This is a genomic window from Geothermobacter hydrogeniphilus (assembly GCF_002093115.1).
GTDB lineage: Bacteria > Desulfobacterota > Desulfuromonadia > Desulfuromonadales > Geothermobacteraceae > Geothermobacter_A > Geothermobacter_A hydrogeniphilus.
On record NZ_NAAD01000009.1, the window covers coordinates 92,236 to 111,128 of the forward strand.

16 protein-coding genes are annotated in these 18,893 nt (G+C 55.9%); 9 read left to right on the top strand and 7 right to left on the bottom strand.

Annotated features, from left to right (window positions below):
• Positions 1-46 precede the first annotated feature (46 nt).
• Positions 47-874, top strand: coding sequence for a hypothetical protein (locus B5V00_RS08665; protein WP_085010384.1), 828 nt, complete (start codon positions 47-49; stop codon positions 872-874).
• Here the strand turns inward: B5V00_RS08665 and B5V00_RS08670 are convergent.
• From B5V00_RS08670 to B5V00_RS08700, 7 genes are all read right to left on the bottom strand, one after another.
• Positions 847-3,909: a site-specific integrase gene (locus B5V00_RS08670; RefSeq protein WP_172399676.1), complete on the bottom strand. Its 3,063-nt coding sequence runs from the start codon at positions 3,907-3,909 to the stop codon at positions 847-849. The genes B5V00_RS08665 and B5V00_RS08670 overlap by 28 nt on opposite strands.
• On the bottom strand, positions 3,909-6,311 hold the full coding sequence (locus B5V00_RS08675) for a hypothetical protein (RefSeq protein ID WP_085010386.1): 2,403 nt from the start codon (positions 6,309-6,311) through the stop codon (positions 3,909-3,911). The genes B5V00_RS08670 and B5V00_RS08675 overlap by 1 nt, the downstream gene beginning before the upstream one ends.
• Positions 6,308-6,805: a hypothetical protein gene (locus B5V00_RS08680; protein ID WP_085010387.1), complete on the bottom strand. Its 498-nt coding sequence runs from the start codon at positions 6,803-6,805 to the stop codon at positions 6,308-6,310. Before B5V00_RS08680 ends, B5V00_RS08675 begins: the two co-directional genes overlap by 4 nt.
• Positions 6,806-7,044: 239 nt before the next feature.
• Complete coding sequence (locus B5V00_RS08685) at positions 7,045-7,956, bottom strand: DMT family transporter (RefSeq protein ID WP_085010388.1); 912 nt, start codon at positions 7,954-7,956, stop codon at positions 7,045-7,047.
• Positions 7,957-8,196: 240 nt separating this feature from the next.
• Positions 8,197-8,931, bottom strand: coding sequence for an amino acid ABC transporter ATP-binding protein (locus tag B5V00_RS08690; RefSeq protein WP_085010389.1), 735 nt, complete (start codon positions 8,929-8,931; stop codon positions 8,197-8,199).
• Complete coding sequence (locus B5V00_RS08695) at positions 8,924-9,883, bottom strand: amino acid ABC transporter permease (protein WP_245803935.1); 960 nt, start codon at positions 9,881-9,883, stop codon at positions 8,924-8,926. The genes B5V00_RS08690 and B5V00_RS08695 overlap by 8 nt, the downstream gene beginning before the upstream one ends.
• Before the next feature lie 10 nt (positions 9,884-9,893).
• The gene (locus B5V00_RS08700) at positions 9,894-10,688 is read right to left on the bottom strand and encodes a transporter substrate-binding domain-containing protein (protein ID WP_085010390.1); all 795 of its coding nucleotides are present in this window, start codon (positions 10,686-10,688) and stop codon (positions 9,894-9,896) included.
• 358 nt (positions 10,689-11,046) lie between these two features.
• Between B5V00_RS08700 and B5V00_RS08705 the strand changes: the two genes are divergently transcribed.
• From B5V00_RS08705 to B5V00_RS08740, 8 genes are all read left to right on the top strand, one after another.
• Positions 11,047-11,967: a DMT family transporter gene (locus B5V00_RS08705; RefSeq protein ID WP_172399677.1), complete on the top strand. Its 921-nt coding sequence runs from the start codon at positions 11,047-11,049 to the stop codon at positions 11,965-11,967.
• Between the two features lie 203 nt (positions 11,968-12,170).
• On the top strand, positions 12,171-13,280 hold the full coding sequence (locus B5V00_RS08710; protein ID WP_085010392.1) for a branched-chain amino acid ABC transporter substrate-binding protein: 1,110 nt from the start codon (positions 12,171-12,173) through the stop codon (positions 13,278-13,280).
• Between the two features lie 103 nt (positions 13,281-13,383).
• Positions 13,384-14,292 (top strand): branched-chain amino acid ABC transporter permease, encoded by a 909-nt coding sequence (locus tag B5V00_RS08715; protein WP_085010393.1) that lies wholly within the window; start codon positions 13,384-13,386, stop codon positions 14,290-14,292.
• Positions 14,293-14,313: 21 nt separating this feature from the next.
• Positions 14,314-15,534, top strand: a complete 1,221-nt coding sequence (locus B5V00_RS08720; RefSeq protein WP_085010419.1) for an ABC transporter permease subunit — start codon at positions 14,314-14,316, stop codon at positions 15,532-15,534.
• Positions 15,527-16,330 carry an ABC transporter ATP-binding protein gene (locus B5V00_RS08725; RefSeq protein WP_085010394.1) on the top strand — a complete coding sequence of 268 codons (804 nt, stop codon included), beginning with the start codon at positions 15,527-15,529 and terminating at the stop codon, positions 16,328-16,330. Before B5V00_RS08720 ends, B5V00_RS08725 begins: the two co-directional genes overlap by 8 nt.
• Positions 16,323-17,030, top strand: coding sequence for an ABC transporter ATP-binding protein (locus B5V00_RS08730; protein ID WP_085010395.1), 708 nt, complete (start codon positions 16,323-16,325; stop codon positions 17,028-17,030). Before B5V00_RS08725 ends, B5V00_RS08730 begins: the two co-directional genes overlap by 8 nt.
• Positions 17,031-17,227: 197 nt before the next feature.
• Positions 17,228-18,514, top strand: coding sequence for a GGDEF domain-containing protein (locus B5V00_RS08735; RefSeq protein ID WP_085010396.1), 1,287 nt, complete (start codon positions 17,228-17,230; stop codon positions 18,512-18,514).
• Positions 18,515-18,630: 116 nt separating this feature from the next.
• Entirely contained in the window at positions 18,631-18,879 is a 249-nt protein-coding gene (locus B5V00_RS08740) for a cyclic di-GMP-binding domain-containing protein, MshE-related (RefSeq protein WP_085010397.1), read from the top strand.
• Positions 18,880-18,893: the final 14 nt, after the last annotated feature.

Here is an 18,893-nt window from a genome sequence, read left to right on the forward strand (position 1 = left end):
GGTTTTATGCCTAGGCCTCCAATAGAGCAGTCAGCCGGGGGACAAGATGGACGATGCAAGCATCTATATCTCTTTGGATTTGGGCGAGGGGAAAAGCCCCCGGGCCATTGCGGGTCTAGGAAAGGCTCTCCTCAATGGATTCGAACAAATTGTTGAAAACCTGCCTATTGCCGCCGAGTCGATGGTGTCACCAGGGGCCGATGTCCTTGAAGCAAAAAGTGGTGTGACAAAGCTCATCATCCTGATGAACGAATTCCGTGCTATCCCTGTCGATCCTCGTAAAAGAATATTTGACAGTGCAGCGGCCAGTGAATTTGTCATTAAAATGTTAAATTGTTACGTTAAGCATCTTCACGTGTCTTTGAAGTTGATGGAAATAGATCCAGAAGATTTTGATCCGTTGCTTGATGAAGTTGGTGAGAAGTTGTTGGACGCTATTGAGCAGTTTTTTTTAAATATAGGAAAGTATATAAATCAAGTTCCGATCAAAATATCAACTAAAGAAAATATTTTTCAAATTCCTGGCCCAGCAGACCCTTTCTGGAAAAAAATCATGATAAGCAAGCCTCGCATGGATTTGGCTGCTTTAGAGGAGCTTGCAGATGTAATGGAAGTTAGCTTGCGCAAGGTCGACGCAACCAATAAGAACTGCTGGACAGGAACCGTCAGTGAAGATAAGATTTGGAAACTCAAATTCTCTGAAAAAGCCCTTGATACTCAACTTGCGGCCATTTCACAGACTACGCTTGAGGTTTCGGGAGCCTTTTGGCAGGATGAATTTTGGATTTTTAAGATCTTGGATATTCAGTACCCCGAGGGGATAGATGTTGATTTGTCAGAGGCCGCTCAGCTTGTTTTGGAGTTAGAGCAGTAAGTGTTGGAACGGTATGGGGCTTTTTTAATCTGAAAATCCACAAGCGCCAGCACAAATCGCCAGCCGCCTGAAGCAATGGCTACTCGGCCCCCTCTTACACTTTGTCGTTCCTGTATGACTTTTAGAACCACCAACCCTTTGCCCGGGCCGAAATCCTTTTGTTTGACCTGTTCCTTGGGGATCCCAAGGGCCTCACTCCAAGTTTCAATGATCCTGTCTCTCTCCTCCACTGTTTGTGATCTGGAAATACGATAATGGGCCGCAAGGCGAATGCCTGAGAGATTCACCATCTCAAAAAGTTTCCTCAATTCACGTGCGTGCTCGATATTTCTGGAGACTAGCCCGCCGTGACTCACATCGTAAAGTTCAGCGAATACAGGAATAACTCTTCTCGCAAACATCATGCGACGACTTTTCAGGCCTTTCAGTCTTTCGTACATCAATTTAGCCATGGTCGCATCAGTTCCGGAGGGTGGTGACATAAGATATGAGTTGTTTTGAGCCGCCTTGAGGTAATCGCCAAGAGCCATTGCCCAGGGAGGCAGCCAGAAAATATCCTCAGCAGTTTTCTCATGCATGATCGGCGTGGGTGTGATGCTGTCCAATTTCAGTTTCCACTGACTCCCCCAACGTTGAACCTTGTTGTGGAGTTGGTTCTGGAATATTGCCGAACGAGAAGGATTCTCGCGTTTGCACTTGAAAACGCCTTGTTTGGAAAGCCCTGCAAGTTGGCCCAACGCCTTGTTTGTTAGCTTTGGCAGGCAAATGTCCTGTCGTTTGAATACGGCAAGGAGCCAGTCGGTCAGGTGAATGTAACTACGGAAACTCATCCCGTACTCAGCGTGGCCAAGGAGCATGGCAATGGCGTGAAGTTTTCGTACCCCTTGCTGCTGGTTGTTGAGCAGGTCTTGTGCGAGCCTGGTACAGGCGTCGAGGCTGAACGACTCGTCCCGGAGTCCCGCCGGAAGGTTCTTTACGTTTAGATCTTTCGGCCAGACAAGTTTTAGCAGAGTGAACGTAGCAAAGGCATGACGGAACGAATGGAATGAGAGAGTTGTATCTCTCGTGACGGAGCGCAGGGCATGCACAACCGGGTCGAACAGGCGATGGGGCGGGATCAGACTGTCTCCGGTCTCCGGATGCTGGAGAAGTGGTTGGGTGTGGTCCAGTTCCTCGCGCTGCCGTTTCTTCAGCCAGTTGCTGACAATTGTCAGTTCATCTTCAGGAAGCAGAGCGTAAAGGGGAATACGCCGGTTGCCAGTGACTGATTTCGGGTCGCGAAAGCGGCCCGGTCTGATCCGGATCTCGGCCCGCACCAGGTCCTTGATGTCTGCAATCTGCAAACCGTGGATCTCGCTTCGCCTGAGACCGCAGCGGAATGCCAGGATAAGAACTACAAGGTAGATTTCTTCCCAGCGTCCCCGTCGGGAGCGATCAAAACCGAAGGATTTAAGGAGAACGCGGTACTCAGCGAAGGTGATGATGTTGGCCTTGACGCGTTTCGATGGCAGGCCGTGGCAAGCGAATATCTCATCGAAATCGACCTCGCTGATGTCGCCAAATTTGGCCGTTAGAAATCCATGGAACTGTTGCAGTCGCTCTGCCGTGCGGATCTTCTGGGCGGTGGTGTGCGGGTAGGAAAGAACGGTTTCGTAGAGGATTTCGAATTCAAGTCCGGTGAGGTCACGCAGCTCATCCGTGTCGATATTTTCCAGTACTCCGGTGGAGATGAGGGATAAATAGGTCGCGATTGAAGAAGGGGCGAGGGGTGAACCTTTCCGCAGTTCGAGGGGAGAGCTCGCCTTTTCGCAAAGACTGATACCCCATTCGAGGAGGAGGCGTGCCGCGGGCGTGAGATAGGGACAGCCGTGTCTGAGCACCGAATTGATGGCTTTGAGGGTTTTCGCGGTGGTGATTTTCTCCCAAGGGGACTGGTTGCTTTTTGAAAGTCCTGCAATGGCGCGGGCTGATTGACTGCGGTGTCTGATGAAGGACGTCAAACCGTCGATCAAGCGGATTGATTTTTCGACGTTCGCAGACGGTTGGGTCTCTTCTGCAACTCTTTTGTGTTTTCGCTGGCGGGCTGTTGTGTGCGGCAAGAAGGTCAACTCTTCGCGCGGTACCTCGCCGGTGAAAAACCTCTGCAGCGAACCTGGCGGCAGGGATGTGCAGGGAAGGTGCCCGGACTGATATTCGACGAGAAAACCGGGCAGGACATCGATGTCGCGGCTGGAGGCTATCTCGGATAGAGAGTGTACCAAATGTTTGCCTGGAGGTTTTTTCCAGCCAATGTATTCAACTGCGGCCTTGAGGAGTGCTTCCGGGAACTTGCTTTTTGCTTTTTCATGTTCGTCTGGAAAGTGCTGGCGCCAGTTAAGCATCAGCAGTTCGGTGACCGGGTCCGCAATCCAGGTCCGGTTGAGATTCCAGCTTGTCATGCGGTGCGAGCGTTTTCGTTTGGGTGCGTCCTGTGGACGCCACTCCAGGTGGAGCCACAGCCAGTCGTCCCATATGTTGGGGGGGTTGGCCAAAGAGCGCAGCCATGCGTTCAGCCAGCGTTTCTGATGGAGTCCGCCGTAAAGAATCGCGGATAGCAGAAGAAGGCCGATGCGCTGGGTTGTGGAACTCCCTTCCCAGAGAGACTCCAGTCGGCTTAGGAATAAATCTTCTATTCTTTGGAACTCTTGAGCAGTTTCGACCGAGTCAGGGGTATATAGAGAAGGGGTGTCGCGGATATTGTGGTGATGGTCGGGGATTGGAACGTCCCAGCCCAGGGATCTTATCCCGGTAGTGAAACCGTCCGCCAGAATATTCATGGCTTTTCGAAACTGGCGGGGAAGTTCCCTCTTTATCGCTGCTTCGATTGTGGAAAATTCATTTTCCGAGATTGCCTGCTCTCGCTGCCCATCCCATATCGCGGGGGCTCGCTCGGTAAGGACTTTTTCGATAACTGCCCAGAGGTGCTTGTGGCCAGTTTTTCCTTTGCCAGGTTTGGGGGCTGATTTTTGATACAGACTCTTCCAGGGGGGCTTCATTAATCCCTCCCGAGACCGCGGACACTCGTCCATCCATCTTCTGTCATAAGGGTTATGAGAAAGTCTTCCATTGTTCTCTGGTAGTCCGAAGGGTTAAAGGCCGATGATTTTGACCATGGAGCCTGGCCTGCTTCTGCATGGCCAAGAAGGGCATCGACCGACTCGACCGGACAGCCGGCTTCCAGGAGATTCGATCGCAAATAGGGACGGGGCCAGTTGCCACGCACCTGGTAGCCAGTGATCTGGAAAATCTCGTTCCGTAAATCCTTAGGAGCCAGGAGGTGGGCATTCAGGTTGTCTGCAAGTGTAATATGTCTGGTTGAGTCGCCAGGAAGGTGACGGCCGAATGCTTTGATAAGTGTGGGCGATTTTGGGACGAGTTCGTTGTAAAGCAGGCGAACATGTTCAACCAGAAATTGTATCTGTTTCATCACGAAGGGAGGCAGCCAGGCGCGCCGGCTCGTAGAGTAGCTCCCCCCATCCTTGTCGCAGATGACGGCGAATGAGGTTGCGGCATTGATGCGCTGCCACGGCAGGGCGCAGTCTTTGACCGCACGCATGGCAACCGCCATGTTGATCATGCTTGATGAATAGGTGAGAAAGGTGCGGTGAAACTGTGGCAGCGTTGTCGGGTCTTCCAGGTACGCCTGGTAATCGTCTTCAATGCGGTTTTTCAGTTTTCCGATTATGTCTCTCACCACCTCTCTTCGTAACCGAAACGGTGTACCGAGATAGGTGCTTTGCTCCTCTTGTGTCGGATGGAATTTGAAGTTGGTGGGCGGGTCGCACGAGAGCCAGATGGCCTCAATCTGGCGGACTGCGTCGAGGTACTTTGCCTGCAGTGAGGCGACGGTAAAACTGCTGTAATGAAGCACGATGTCGGTCCGCTCTTCATGCTCGGAATCATCCGAAGAGTCTTGCTCTGGGGCCTTGGGGGCAGTCATTTCACCCAGTGCCAGTTGGGCCTGAGCCCTGTCCGAGCTGGGCAGTCGTTCGATCTGGAACGCCAGGTAGCGACTCAGGTTTGTAAGTGTGATTTCCGTGTCGTGCGTTTTTTTTAGTGTGCCGAGAAACTGTTGGCAGGCCGCCTTGGCTTGTGAAGGGGATAGTGTAAACATCTGTTGGGGCCCGTCCTGCCCGGAGAGCCGTTCCTCGACATAAGGGGAAAGTGTTTCGGATGTATGTAATGTGAGCGGAAGCCTGATCCATTTAATGGTTCGACAATATTGATGAAGGGTCTCCACGGCGGGAGGCATGATCGTTGGTCCAGGGGAAGGGAGATACCAGTACTTCTCTTCTTCATCCCAACAAAGGAACGCCTGGCCCCTGCCCACGTGAAGGGGACGGGTACGGGTGATGATGAAGTTTGTTGTTTCCTGCAAGGTGTTCCCGGTCAGCAATATGGCCAGGAGGAGCGCCTTGATTTCAGTGTCGGTTGGCGAGCGTGAGTCCTCGGATTTGCCGAGGAGAGAGTCAAGGAGAACGTAGAGATCGTTTTGGCTGATCTCGTTGAGGTCGATTGGGAGTCTTGCATTTCGCCTGATGATGGCGTTGCGTTTTCCTTTGGCCCTCTGCCTGCTCTTTTCAAGTTCAAATCTGTTGATGCGGTTTTTTCTGCGTTTGTTACCTCTTGCACTGGGCGCACGGGGCGGAAATTCCTCTGTCGGTTCAGTTGTCTCGATTTCATCTTCGCCCTCAGGGATGTCGTCCTTGGGGAGATGTCTTTCCCGGGGTTTCTTTATTTCAAGTGAAACTCGAAAAAATTGAAGCAGTTTGGGGAAGGATGGAATCTTGATGTCCGGTGAAAGTCCCTCGAGGAAGTGTAAATATTCCTTTGTTGGAATCGGTTCGGCGGGAAGCTGTAGCAGGGAATCAAGATATTGAAGTTCTGAAAGTTCCCTGATTGCGCGGCAGGCACCCTCAATAGTCGATTCACCAATTCGATGGTGCCTCCTGTCTCTTTGGAGGTGGCAGGTCAGGAATTGTGCAAGTAGAACCCGGTATCTACTATGAGAGTTCGGCGTGGGGTCTTTGGGCTTGTGCCCAAGGGCAGAATAAACCGGACATTTTTCATATATACCCTCCAGGTTGGAGTCAAGTGCCCTGGGGAAATTCGTGTAATAGGTATCCAGTTTCTGTTTGGAGGTGTTTGACAGGTTGGGGGCTTCTTCGACGATACGTTTCAGTAATTTGAGAACGGGTTGGCTGAATTGGCCGTCGGGAATTTTTACTGTGAGTGGAAGTATAGAGGAAAGATTCGCCAAAACATAGACAAGGCCGTGCAGGAGATCTGGGTTCTGAAAAAGCCATAAAAAAATCTGGAATTCTTTGGCCGAAATGCTTGTGGTCCTCTCCAGCCTTCTGATGAAACTTCGGGTTGTAGGAGAGAATTGTGGCCTCATGTTTTCTGCCTGTGTTTTTGCAGGGTGCGTTCCGCAATTTTGAGGCGTCGCGAGATGGTCCGTTGTGATTTGCCAAACAATGGGATGAGGTTTTCCAGGTTGAATCTCTTGACAAGGCTGAACGCTGACGGGATAGGCGAGGCTACGGAACCCTGCACCAGGTTGAGGATCTCAATTTGACGAGCGAAGGAAATGACGTCCTCAAGGGATGTTTTGGTCGGCAATACCCCTACTTGAATTTTGGTGTATTCAAGGCTGTTATTGCAGCACGCGCAGTATGTCCGCAATCCTGCAATTGCCATTTTTTTCCAGGTAAAGATAGGGTGGCTGTGGGCCAATAAGATGGCCGCCTCCGGGCTGAGCAGGTGCCCATCAGTGGTGACTGACGGAAGCTGATATCGAATTGAGGATAGGTCGAGCTTGTCCAGGTACTCGGCTGGAGGAGGGAGGATGTCGTCAAGGCGAATCTGAGTGTATGAGATCAGAATGGCCATGCATCAGCATAGCCCAAAACAGCCTAGTGTGCAAACATCAGTTCGTAGATTACTTTACTCTGTGCCCATCTTGATAAAAACAAAAATAAAAAATGCCTTTGTCATTGAGGCTGGAAAGGCTTTGCTAGGTCAGTTTTTATGCGGTTTTTGTCAGATATTGTGGGTAGGTGATTCGGGGGAGCACGAGGCAGATCGGCCAGGCGGCGGTGAGGCCGTCGCGGAGGACTGAATGATGTTGTTCAGCCGGCATGACAGGTCTCCCGTTCCCTGATTCGCTGGCCTTTGCCCGCCAGGATCACACCGCCGAGAATCAGTCCGCCGCCGGAAAAGAGCGCCGGGGTGACTGGTTCATTAAGGGCCAGGACACCGGTGACGACACCGACCAGCGGCAACAGGTAGAGCAGGTTGTTGACCGCGCTGGGACCGAGATTCGGGACCGCGCGGTTCCAGAAGTCGTAGCCGACAACCGAGCAGATGACGGTCAGGTAGGCGAAACCGAGCCAGGCGCCGCTGTTCGGAAAGGTCCAGGGCGTCCGGGCCAGTTCCCAGGCCATGCCGGGCAGCAGGGTGAGGGCGCCGTAGAACATGATCTGCCGGGTGAGCAGCAGGCCGGGATAGCGTCCGGCGAACCGGTTCACCCCGAAGGTATAGGCGATCCAGCTGGCAACGGCCCCCAGCATCAGCAGATCTCCTTCGGGGTCGGCGACACCGTCCTGCTGTCCGACCAGGAGAGCCACACCGGTCAGTGCCAGTACTGTCCCGAGCCAGGTGGCGGCGGTCGGCAACCGTCTTTTCTGCAGGGCGGTGACGATTTCGGTGCCGAGGGGGATCAGGGCGATCAGCAGGGCGCCATGGGAGGCGGAGGTCAGTTTCAGACCGTGGTTCTCGAAGCCGAAATAGAGGGTGATGCCGGCCAGGGCCAGGCCGCAGATGGCAACGTGGTGCTTCAGCGGCATCCGACGCGCGCCGAAGCGGCCGCGGGTCAGGGGCCAGAGCAGCAGGGCGCCGAACAAGTGCCGCAGGCAGGCAAGAGTCAGCGGCGGGATCTGCTGCACCGTCTCCCGGATAACCGCGTAGGATATCCCCCAGACCAGGACGCAGAACAGCGCCATGGCCAGGGGGATCAACTTGTTGTTGGTGGTGTGCGGCATGGTTTGGGGGTGGCGAAGGGGTTGATATGAGGGGCGGCTAAAGGCCAAGGGCCAAGGGCCAAGGGCCAAGGGCCAAGGGCTAAAGGGCTAAAGGGCTAAAGGGCTAAAGGGCTAAAGGGCTAAAGGGCTAAAGGGCTAAAGGGCTAAAGGGCTAAAGGGCTAAAGGCCAGGGGCTGAAGATTTCTGCCTTCTTGCTGTTCCTTTGACCTTCAGCCCTTGGCCTTTGGCCGCTTTTTTCTCTTACAATATCTGGCTCAGAAAGAGCTGGGTGCGCTCATGCTGCGGGTTGCTGAAGATCTGTTCGGGGGTGCCTTCTTCGACCAGTTTGCCGGCATCCATGAACAGCACCCGGTCGGCGACCTCGCGGGCGAAACCCATCTCGTGGGTGACCACGACCATGGTCATTCCCTCTTTGGCCAGTTGTTTCATGACGTCAAGCACCTCGCCGACCATTTCCGGGTCGAGGGCGCTGGTCGGTTCGTCGAACAGCATCACCTTCGGGTCCATGGCCAGGGCGCGGGCGATAGCGACGCGCTGCTGCTGACCGCCGGAGAGGCGACTGGGGTACTCGGACTCCTTCTCGCCGATACCGACCTTGACCAGCAGCTGGCGGGCTTTTTCCTCCGCTTCTTTCAGCGTCCGTTTGCGGACGATTTTCTGCGCCAGGGTGATGTTGTGCAGCACCGTCTTGTGGGGGAAGAGGTTGAACTGCTGGAAGACCATGCCGACTTCGCGGCGGACCTTGTTGATATCTGTTTTCTTGTCCGCCAGATCGACACCGTCGATGACGATATGGCCGTCACTGAACTGTTCCAGTCCATTCAGGCAGCGCAGGAAAGTCGATTTTCCCGATCCCGAAGGGCCGATGATGACCACCACTTCGCCGGGGGCGATTTCGGCACTGACACCGTCGACGGCGCGGACCACCTGCCCGCGGCCGGTGAATATCTTGGTAACGTTGCTGGCTTTAATCACTGATCGCGAGCCTCCGTTCCATCCAGGCGATCACCTGGGACAAGACCCCTGTGAGAATCAGGTAGAGGGCCGCAACCGTGAACCAGATTTCAAAGGTGGCGAAGGTGGAGGTGATGACCTCGCGACCGCTCTTGGTCAGGTCAGTGATGGCGATGACCGAGACCAGCGAGGAGTCCTTGATCAGGCTGATAAACTGTCCGGCCAGCGGCGGCAGGGTGCGTTTGAAAGCCTGCGGCAGGACGATGTGGATCATGTTCTGGGTCGCGGTCATGCCGAGCGAGCGGGCCGCCTCGGTCTGTCCCTTGGGGATTGACTGGATACCGGCGCGGATGATTTCGGCGACATAGGCGCCGGCGAAGATGGCCAGGGCGGCGATGCCGGCGACGATCCGGTCGAGGTTCAGGACGGTGCCGACAAAAAAGTAGAAGATGAAGATCTGCACCAGCAACGGAGTGCCGCGTACCAGTTCGACGTAGGTAACCGCCAGTCCACGCAGGGTTGCGTTGCGGGAAATGCGGCAGAGACCGGTAATCAGCCCGAGGACCATGCCGATGATGCCGGCGAAGAAGGAGATCCAGAGGGTGGTCCAGAGTCCGAGGGTGAGCGGTCCCAGCCGCCACTGGTGGGTCGCGCCGAGAGTGTCGCCTTCGAACAGCAGATCATCCTCGCTGACCTCGACGGTATCGGCGTCGACAGTGACGCGGTCCTTTTCTCCGGCATCGCCGATCAGTTCGATGACGGCGGTTTCGCCCTGCCTGGTGATTTTGCCGACCCGACCGTCAAAGGGAGCCTTGTGCAACTCTTCGTTATTGTAAACGAAATATTGCGGCACCCGGTTCCAGCGCCAGGTGTAGTCGATTTTCAGAGTGGCGCCATAAAGGCCGGCGGCCATCCCGAAGAGGATGACCGCCAGCAGCAGTTTGGCGCGCCAGGTTTTATTATCCGGGTTCACCTTGGGTCCTTTACTGCAGTTCCCGCATCCATTTCTTGCCCTTGATCCACTTGTTGTAGATCTTGTCGTAGGTGCCGTCGTTTTTCACCTGGTTGAGGAAGTTGTTGAGCCAGTTGAGGAAGTCAGGGTCGCTCTTGCGCACGCCCCAGGCCAGCGGCTCGTAGGTGAAGGGTTTGTCGAGGAATTCAAGTTTGCCTTCGCCTTTCTGGGCGTTGGCGACGACGCAGAAGGGAAGGTCGTAGACGAAGGCGTCGGCCTTGCCGTTGACGACATCAATAACACCTTCCTGCTCGGTTTCAAAGGAGATGTAGGTCGCCTTGGGGATCAGGCGCTTGACCGCCTGCTCGCCGGTGGTTCCCAGTTTGGAAATGACCTTGTATTTCGGGTTGTTGAGATCCTTGTAGGATTTGATGATGCCGGAGAGTTCCTTGCGGATCAGGATGGTCTGGCCGACAACGATGTAGGGGTTGGCGAAGTTGATGCTCAGATTACGCTGTTGGGTGACGGTCATGCCGGACATGATGATATCGAACTTCTTGGTCATCAGGGCGGGGATGATGCCGTCCCAGGCGGTGCTGACCAACTCCAGCTTGACGCCCATCGCTTTTGCCATGCGCTTGGCCATGTCGACATCGAAGCCGATGATCTGGCCTTTCTTGTTGGTCATTTCAAAGGGCATATAGGCCGGTTCGAGACCGACCCTGAGAGTGCCGCGTTTCTGGATATCGTCGAGAGCACCGGCACTGGCGATCAGCGGCAGGGCCAGAAAAAGCAGTGTCAGGATACCGGCAAACAGTTTTTTCATTGTTTCCTCCTTGAAAGAATGGGTCATGGGGTGAGTATTCTCAATAAGATTTACCTTCGTCAAGCAGTTCCTTGATATGCATGCGGATGTCGCAACGGGGGCATTTGGGCAGGTCGTCACAGGGCAGGTAGGCAATCTCGGTATAACGGCATCTCGGGCAACTAACCTCAATGGGTTCCTTTTGGCCTCGCTCCATGATAGACTCCCCCGGTTTTTTCTGTTTTGTGAAACAACAATTTGGCCGTAATGAAGGAGCTTATAGCACAGCCCGGGAAAAAGCATCAAGAATTTCCCGGATGCGCGTGACTTGATGCGCGTGACTTCAGTTCCGGCGATTGACCCTTGGCCCTGTGATTCCATGACTCCTGTGGTAGAAACAAACGGACCGGTTTCCCGGCCGCTGGCTGAATTCCTGCTGGTCACGGTCACCCTTTTCTGGGGGGGCACCTTTCCTCTGGTAAAGATGGCTCTGGACGAGATTCCGGTGATGGCCTTCCTCTGGATTCGGTTCGCCCTCGCCGCGCTTCTGCTGGCGGTTTTCGCCGGGCGCGGCTGGAAGAGTCTTGACCGGCGCGGTGTCGGATTGGGGATTGCCCTGGGCGTGTTGCTGTTTCTTTCCTACCTGTTTCAGACCCTCGGGCTGGAGCGGACCAGTTCCAGCAATACCGGATTCCTGACCGGATTGAACGTAGTCTGGGTACCGCTGCTGGCCGGTCCCCTGTTGCGCAAGGCCCCCGCGCCGGGAGCCCGGGTCGGCGTCGGCATGGCGCTGGTCGGGTTGCTGCTGCTGACCTGGCAGTGGCCCTGGCGTTTCAATCCCGGTGACGCCCTGGTCTTTATCGCCTCGGTTTTTATCGCTCTGCATATTCTCGGCCTCGATGCCTGGACGGCGGGGTATGATGGGCGGGCGCTGGCCTGTGTGCAGATTACGACCATGGCGGTTCTCAGCCTTGGCGGCAACCTGGTTTTCGAGCCGCTTCTCTGGCCGCATCACTGGAGTGGTCTGCTTCTTGCGTCATTATTTATCTGTGCCGTGCTGGCGACGGTCTACGCGTTCTGGATCATGACCGCTTTTCAGCGCCTGACGACGCCGACCCGTGCCGCCCTGATCTACACCCTCGAACCGGTCTGGGCGGCCCTCTTTTCGATCCTGTTGCTGGGGGAGCGTCTTTCGGTCCTGAACTGGGTCGGCGGCGCCTGCATTATCCTGGGGATGGTTTTTGCTGAACTTGCTCCGTTGACGGGGAAAAGCAAACCCTGTTCTGGAAGCGTCGGCTGATGGTGAATATTGGCCTCTATGGGTCGAAATTGGTCAATTTTGCGGGGTAATTGACTGAGTTTGGGCATATTAAAAATATTTTTACTGCAAATCGACGCTTTTAGCTTGACGGCCTTTATGGTTTTTTCTTATACGAAATAGAATTGTGTCTTACTCAACTGCCATTCCGGCGAACTTGTGCAACAAAAAGAGGAGGAGAATCGATGCGTACCCTGAAAGTTCTGGCCACGGCCGCCCTGGTGGCTGCCCTTGCAGTCCCGGCCTTTGCGGCCGACACCATCAAGATCGGCGTCGCCGGTCCCCACACCGGTGACCTCGCCCCCTACGGCATCCCGACCAAGGAAGCCGCGCTCATGGTTGCCGAGCAGGTCAATGCCGCCGGCGGCATTCTCGGCAAGAAGGTTGAAGTTCTGCCGATGGATGACCAGTGCAAGCCTGAGATTGCCACCAATGCGGCGACCAAGCTGGTTTCCGAAGGCGTGAGCATGGTGATCGGCCATGTCTGCTCCGGGGCCACCAAGGCCGCCATGGGCATCTACAAGGAGGCCGGCGTGATCGCCATTTCGCCGTCGGCCACCAATCCGCCGCTGACCCAGAGCGGTGACTACCCCAACTTCTTCCGCACCATTGCTTCGGATGATATGCAGGGCAAGCTGGCGGCCGATTTCGTGACCGGCAAGCTGGGCGCCAAGAAGATCGCCATCATTCATGACAAGGGTGACTACGGCAAGGGTTTTGCCGATTTTGCCAAGAAGTTCATCGAAGAGGGCGGCAAGGCCAAGGTGGTGATGTACGAAGGCATTACCCCGGGCGCCATGGACTACTCGGCGGTTATCCAGAAGGTTCGTCGCGAGGGGGCCGACGCGGTCATCTTCGGCGGCTACCATCCGGAAGCGTCCAAGCTGGTTTCCCAGCTTAAGAAGAAGCATGTCAAGGCCGCTTTCCTCGGCCCCGACGGCATCAAGGGTGATGGTTTCCTCGAGATCGCCGGCAAGAAGGCCGAGGGCGTCTACGCCACCGGTCCGATGGATGTCACCAAGTACGCTGACAACCAGAAGGCCCGTGCCGCCTACCAGAAGAAGTACGGCAAGGAGCCGGGGACCTTTTTCGACCAGGGCTATGCTGCCATGGAGGCTGCTCTGAACGCCATCAAGGTTGCCGGCGGGACCGATTACGCCAAAGTCGAGAAGGCGTTGCGCAGCAGCTATGTCGAGACGGCCGTCGGCAAGATCAAGTTTGACAACAAGGGGGATGCCGTCGGTGTCGGCTTCTCCGTTTACCAGGTCCAGAACGGCAAGTTTGTCGAGCAGTAGGCCGATCTGGCGAACAAACCCGCAGCGGGGGACAGGCAGCGCAGCTCCTGTCCCCCGTCGTTTGTCCTTCATAAAGCAGATTTCTCACAACGGCTGAAACACGATGGATTATTTTCTCGAACTGGTCTGCAGCGGCCTGGTCCGCGGCAGCATCTATGCTCTGATCGCCCTCGGCTATACCATGGTCTACGGCATCATCCAGCTGATCAACTTCGCCCATGGCGAAATCTACATGATCGGCGCTTTTGTTGCCCTGATCGTTTCCGGGGTGTTGACCATTTACGGCTTCTCCGGGGTCTCGATCCTGGTGCTGGCGGCTCTGATCGCCGCCATCTATGCCGCTGCCTACGGTTATACCCTGGAGAAGATCGCCTACCGGCCGCTGCGTACCGCGCCGCGCCTCTCGCCCCTGATCAGCGCCATCGGCGCCTCGCTGTTCCTGCAGAACTATGTGCTGCTGGCGCAGACGCCCGATTATCTACCGTTTCCGGAGCTGATCCCTGAATTCGCCTTCATGGACCCGATTGCCCAGCGCACCGGGCTGGGATCCGCCGAGCTGGTGATCCTGGTGACCAGCGCCGTGACCATGATCGGTCTGACGGTCCTTATCAAATACACCCGTATCGGCAAGGCGATGCGGGCCACCCAGCAGGACATGACCATGGCTCGGCTGGTCGGCGTCAATGTCGACCGGGTGATCTCGATGACCTTCGTCATCGGCTCGGTGCTGGCCGCCATCGGCGGGGTGCTGGTTGGTTCTTCTATCGGCCAGATCAATTTCTACATCGGCTTCATGGCCGGGGTTAAGGCCTTCACCGCCGCGGTGCTGGGCGGCATCGGCAATATCCCCGGGGCCGCCCTCGGCGGCCTGGTGCTGGGGCTGGCCGAGTCGCTGGCAGCCGGTTACGTGTCGAGCGCCTACGAGGATGTCTTCGCCTTCGGGGTGCTGGTTATCATTCTGATTCTGCGCCCGGAGGGCCTGCTTGGCAAGGCCGTCAAGCAGAAGGTCTGACGGGAGGGATCGAGAATCATGTTGAAAAATATCAAACAATCGTTGCTGATTGCCGCCTGGTTCGTTTTCCTGACCTTTCCGCTGATGGTGGTCAAGGTCAATACCCTCAAACATCTGGTCGAGTGGCGCTGGCTGAATATGCTCTGGGTCGCGCTCGGCGCCTTTTTCCTGAGTTTTGTCTGGCGTTGGGCCATGGAGCGCAAGCAGTTGCGCAGCAGGGCCGATGAGGAAAGCGGCGGTGATGACGGTACCGGCCTCGGTCATCGTCTGCTGCATGACCCCAAGCTGTTCCGGCCTGCCCTGGGCGGTCTGGCCGCCGCGGCGTTGCTGTTCCCCTGGGTGCTCGACGTCTACCAGGTCAACATCATGGTGCTGGCGCTGATTTTCGTCGTCCTCGGCCTCGGTCTCAATATCACCGTCGGCCTTGCCGGTCTGCTCGATCTCGGTTATGTCGCCTTTTTTGCCGTCGGCGCCTATTCCTATGCGCTGATCAACCAGTATTACGGCCTCGGCTTCTGGGCCTGTCTGCCGGTCGGCGGTATTATTGGTGCTTTTCTCGGGGTGGTGCTCGGCTTTCCGATTCTGCGTCTGCGCGGTGATTACCTGGCCATCGTCACCCTCGGTTTCGGCTCGATCGCCAAGATCGTGATCGAAAACTGGGAAGATTTCACCAACGGTGCCAAGGGCGTTGCCAATATTCCCCGTCCGGGATTGTTCGGGATGGAGATGAATATCGGTGCGGCCACAATCTACACTTACTACCTGATGCTGTTGATGGTGCTGTTCACCATCTTCGTCACCAACCGGCTCAAGGATTCACGTATCGGTCGGGCCTGGATGGCGTTGCGCGAGGATGAGATCGCCTGCGTGGCGATGGGGGTCGATATGGCCCGCACCAAGCTCTCGGCCTATGCCTTCGGAGCCTTCTGGGCGGGAGCGGTCGGTGTCATCTTTGCCGCCCGCAATACCTACATTAATCCCAACAGCTTCACGTTCATGGAATCGGCTATCGTCCTTTCCATTGTCGTGCTGGGTGGTATGGGGTCGATTGTCGGCGTGATCATTGCCGCGCTGGTACTGATCCTGATGCCGGAGTATCTGCGCGCCTTTGCCGATTACCGGATGCTGGTGTTCGGTGCGGTGATGGTGCTGATGATGATCTTCCGTCCCCAGGGGCTGATTGCCAATGTCCGGAAAACCTACGTCCACCGCAAGCCTGCGGCGGAGGAGAGCAATGGCTGAAACTGCAGAAAAACTTCTCGAAGTTCGTGAGTTGACAATGGATTTCGGCGGCTTGCGGGCCGTCGACAGCGTCACCCTTGAAGTCGCCGCTGGAGAGATCGTCGCCCTGATTGGTCCCAACGGTGCTGGCAAAACCACTTTCTTCAATTGTGTCACCGGGATCTACAAACCGACTCGTGGTGAAATCCTGGTCAACCCCCCGGGGCGGAAGAAGCAGAAGATCAACGGCTACAAGCCGAATCGGGTGACCGGTATCGGTATGGCGCGGACCTTCCAGAACATTCGTCTGTTCCAGAACATGACGGTGCTGGAGAATGTCATGATCGGCCGTCATTGCCGGACCACCACCAGTATCGTCGGCGCTATTTTGCGGGGGCCCGCGACCAAGCGCCAGGAGCGGGAGACGATCGATCGCAGTTATGAACTGCTGGAGAAGGTCGGTCTGGTCGAGTTCGCCGACGAATTCGCCAAGAACCTTCCCTACGGTGCTCAGCGACGGCTGGAGATCGCCCGGGCGATGGCGACCGACCCGTTCCTGTTGCTGCTTGACGAACCGGCCGCGGGAATGAACCCGCAGGAAACCAGGGAACTTGACGAACTGATCGTCAAGATCAGCAAAGATGAAGAGATTTCCATCCTGTTGATCGAACACGACATGAAACTGGTGATGAATATCTCTGATCGGATCTACGTCATGGAGTACGGCAAGAAGATCGCCAAGGGATCTCCCCAGGAGATCCGCAGCAATCCGAAGGTCATCGAGGCCTACCTCGGAGAGGGAGGTGACGATGCTTAAGGTTAAGAATATCAATACTTTCTACGGCAATATCCAGGCCCTAAAGGGGGTCAGTCTTGAGGTTCATGAAGGTGAGATCGTCACCCTGATCGGTGCCAACGGCGCCGGCAAGACCACCACCCTGATGTCCCTCAGCGGCATCGTTCCGCCGCGTAGCGGCGACATTGAGTTTCAGGGCCGGTCGATCCGGGGACTCTCCGGCGACAAGCTGGTCGAGATGGGCATCATCCAGGTTCCGGAAGGACGGCGGATTTTTCCCAACATGACGGTGGTTGAAAACCTTGAAATGGGTGCCTATCTGCGCACCAACAAGCTGCTGATCAAGCAGGATATGAATATGGTCATGGATCTCTTTCCGATCCTTGCCCAGCGTCGCAGCCAGGTCGGCGGCACTCTCTCCGGCGGTGAACAGCAGATGCTGGCGATTTCCCGGGCCCTGATGGCGCGGCCGCGGCTGTTGCTGCTTGACGAGCCGTCCCTGGGGCTGGCGCCGATCATTATCCAGCAGATTTTTGACATCATCCGCAAGATCAACAAGGAGAACAACACTACGATTTTCCTTGTCGAGCAGAACGCCAACCAGGCGTTGAAGCTCGCCGATCGCGGCTACGTGATGGAGAATGGTGCCATCTCGCTGGCTGACAGTGCTGCCAACCTGCTGGCCAACGAAGAAGTGAAAACCGCTTATCTGGGTATTTGATCCACCAACGTATGAGTATGATCAAAGTTAAATGGTGAATCCGGTGGGCGCGAGTGATATCGCGCCCTTTCTTTTTCCCTGAATCAATCCGACAGATAGCAATCCCTGATTTGCTTGTCCCCGGACGCCGGCATGCTTTTCCTCGTTCGGGATGGTAGAATGATGATGAATGTCTTCCGAGGAGGGTTGATTCTCACGTGCCTAAACCCCGGTTCAGCCTGAAAACCCGTTTTGTCTTCGGTCTGGGACTGATGCTTCTGCCGTTGCTGGTGGTGATCGGTGTCAGTTTTTCCGCAATGGATCACCTGTCCGGAATCCTGGACAGTCTCGCGAAGGAGTCTGTTGCTGAAATCGGCCCCGTGTCCGAGCTTCAGGAACGTCTCCACCAGGTTGAAGACGCGATGCGTCAGGAGCGTAGCCATCGGGGGGGGGGGACTGTGGCAAGCCTGGCCCCGTTGATCGATCGGGCCTATGCCGAGATTATATCCAGCAGCCCGTTTTCTCAACCGGAAGAAAAAAACGCTGTCCTCGGTTCCCGGCATGCCTGGAGGCAGGTTGTCAATCTCTGGAACCAGGGAACGGGCGGCCTGGTGGAGATTGACAAGCAACTGCACCTGGCCGAACAGCTGTTGGGACAGGCGCGAAATGTTGCGTTGAGTGAAATCAACCTGTTGCATACCCAGCAACGCAACAGCCGCTGGGCGGCGGATATTTTTCTGGGCGCCGTCCTGCTGCTCGGAGTCGGGTTGTCGGTTTTGATTGGTGTGGTTTTCTCCCGGGCGGTACTCGGGCCGGTGCGGGAGTTGGAGGCAGGAGTGCGGCAGTTTGGTGATGGTGAACTGTCGGCGCGAGTTGCGGAACTCAGTCAGGACGAATTGGGTGACCTGGCGCGGACCTTCAACCAGATGGCCCGCAAGTTGGAGCAGAATCACCAGGAACTGGCCAGCCTCTCGACGGTCGATTTTCTTACCGGGCTGCATAACGTGCGGGAATTTTATCGCCTGTTTTACGACGAAACCCGGCGGGTTGACCGCTATGGGCATTGTTTTTCGTTGTTGCTCATTGATATCGACCGTTTCAAGGAAATCAACGACACCTTCGGTCACCAACTGGGGGATTACGTGCTGCAGGAAGTTGCCCGCAAACTGGGTGAGCTGATTCGGGCCAGCGACCATGCCGCCAGGATCGGCGGCGATGAGTTCGCCGTGTTGCTGCCGGAGACGGATGTGGATGATGCCCGGGATTTCGGTGAACGCATCCGCGGCTATTTTTCCGGACATGCGATTGCCCAGGTCGACCACCCGGATGAGGAGATCCGTATCAGCGTCAGTATCGGCCTGGCGAGTTATCCCGAGACGGCTCGTAATGCCAATGAACTGTTTGCCGCTGCTGATGCCGCCCTTTATCGGGCCAAGCAGGGAGGACGCAACCTGTTGTGTCAGGCCGGTCTGAACTCTGACCCGGACTCCCGGTCGGAAGGGTGAGCCTGAACGATGACGAAGCCGGTGATTCGGGTAAATTTTATCGTCTGTCCCTCCGAAAAGGGAAGCAGACAGGCTGTTTGCCTGAACCTGAGTCTTGCCACACCTGGAGGCGAATGATGACTGGACCCAAGGAACACCCGAGCGACAAGTATTGTCCACGTTTCGGTCACCTGGCCGTGGAAATGGGCTATGTGACACCTCAGCAGCTTAAAGAGGCGCTCAGTGAGCAGGTTGATGACAATCTTTCCGGGCGCCAACATCGTATCCTCGGGGCGATTTTCTTCGATCGCGGCTGGATGACTCCCGGGCAGATCGATGAGGTTCTCAACCGGCTGTTTCGTTCGATCAAGGAAGAGATATCCTGACAGACACGTCAGCA

Bases quoted from the DNA above. Each gene is read 5' to 3' on its own strand.
- B5V00_RS08665 (WP_085010384.1), top strand. From the start codon at position 47: ATGGACGATGCAAGCATCTATATCTCTTTGGATTTGGGCGAGGGGAAA.
- B5V00_RS08670 (WP_172399676.1), bottom strand. From the start codon at position 3,909: ATGAAGCCCCCCTGGAAGAGTCTGTATCAAAAATCAGCCCCCAAACCT.
- B5V00_RS08675 (WP_085010386.1), bottom strand. From the start codon at position 6,311: ATGAGGCCACAATTCTCTCCTACAACCCGAAGTTTCATCAGAAGGCTG.
- B5V00_RS08680 (WP_085010387.1), bottom strand. From the start codon at position 6,805: ATGGCCATTCTGATCTCATACACTCAGATTCGCCTTGACGACATCCTC.
- B5V00_RS08685 (WP_085010388.1), bottom strand. From the start codon at position 7,956: ATGCCGCACACCACCAACAACAAGTTGATCCCCCTGGCCATGGCGCTG.
- B5V00_RS08700 (WP_085010390.1), bottom strand. From the start codon at position 10,688: ATGAAAAAACTGTTTGCCGGTATCCTGACACTGCTTTTTCTGGCCCTG.
- B5V00_RS08705 (WP_172399677.1), top strand. From the start codon at position 11,047: ATGACTCCTGTGGTAGAAACAAACGGACCGGTTTCCCGGCCGCTGGCT.
- B5V00_RS08710 (WP_085010392.1), top strand. From the start codon at position 12,171: ATGCGTACCCTGAAAGTTCTGGCCACGGCCGCCCTGGTGGCTGCCCTT.
- B5V00_RS08715 (WP_085010393.1), top strand. From the start codon at position 13,384: ATGGATTATTTTCTCGAACTGGTCTGCAGCGGCCTGGTCCGCGGCAGC.
- B5V00_RS08725 (WP_085010394.1), top strand. From the start codon at position 15,527: ATGGCTGAAACTGCAGAAAAACTTCTCGAAGTTCGTGAGTTGACAATG.
- B5V00_RS08730 (WP_085010395.1), top strand. From the start codon at position 16,323: ATGCTTAAGGTTAAGAATATCAATACTTTCTACGGCAATATCCAGGCC.
- B5V00_RS08740 (WP_085010397.1), top strand. From the start codon at position 18,631: ATGACTGGACCCAAGGAACACCCGAGCGACAAGTATTGTCCACGTTTC.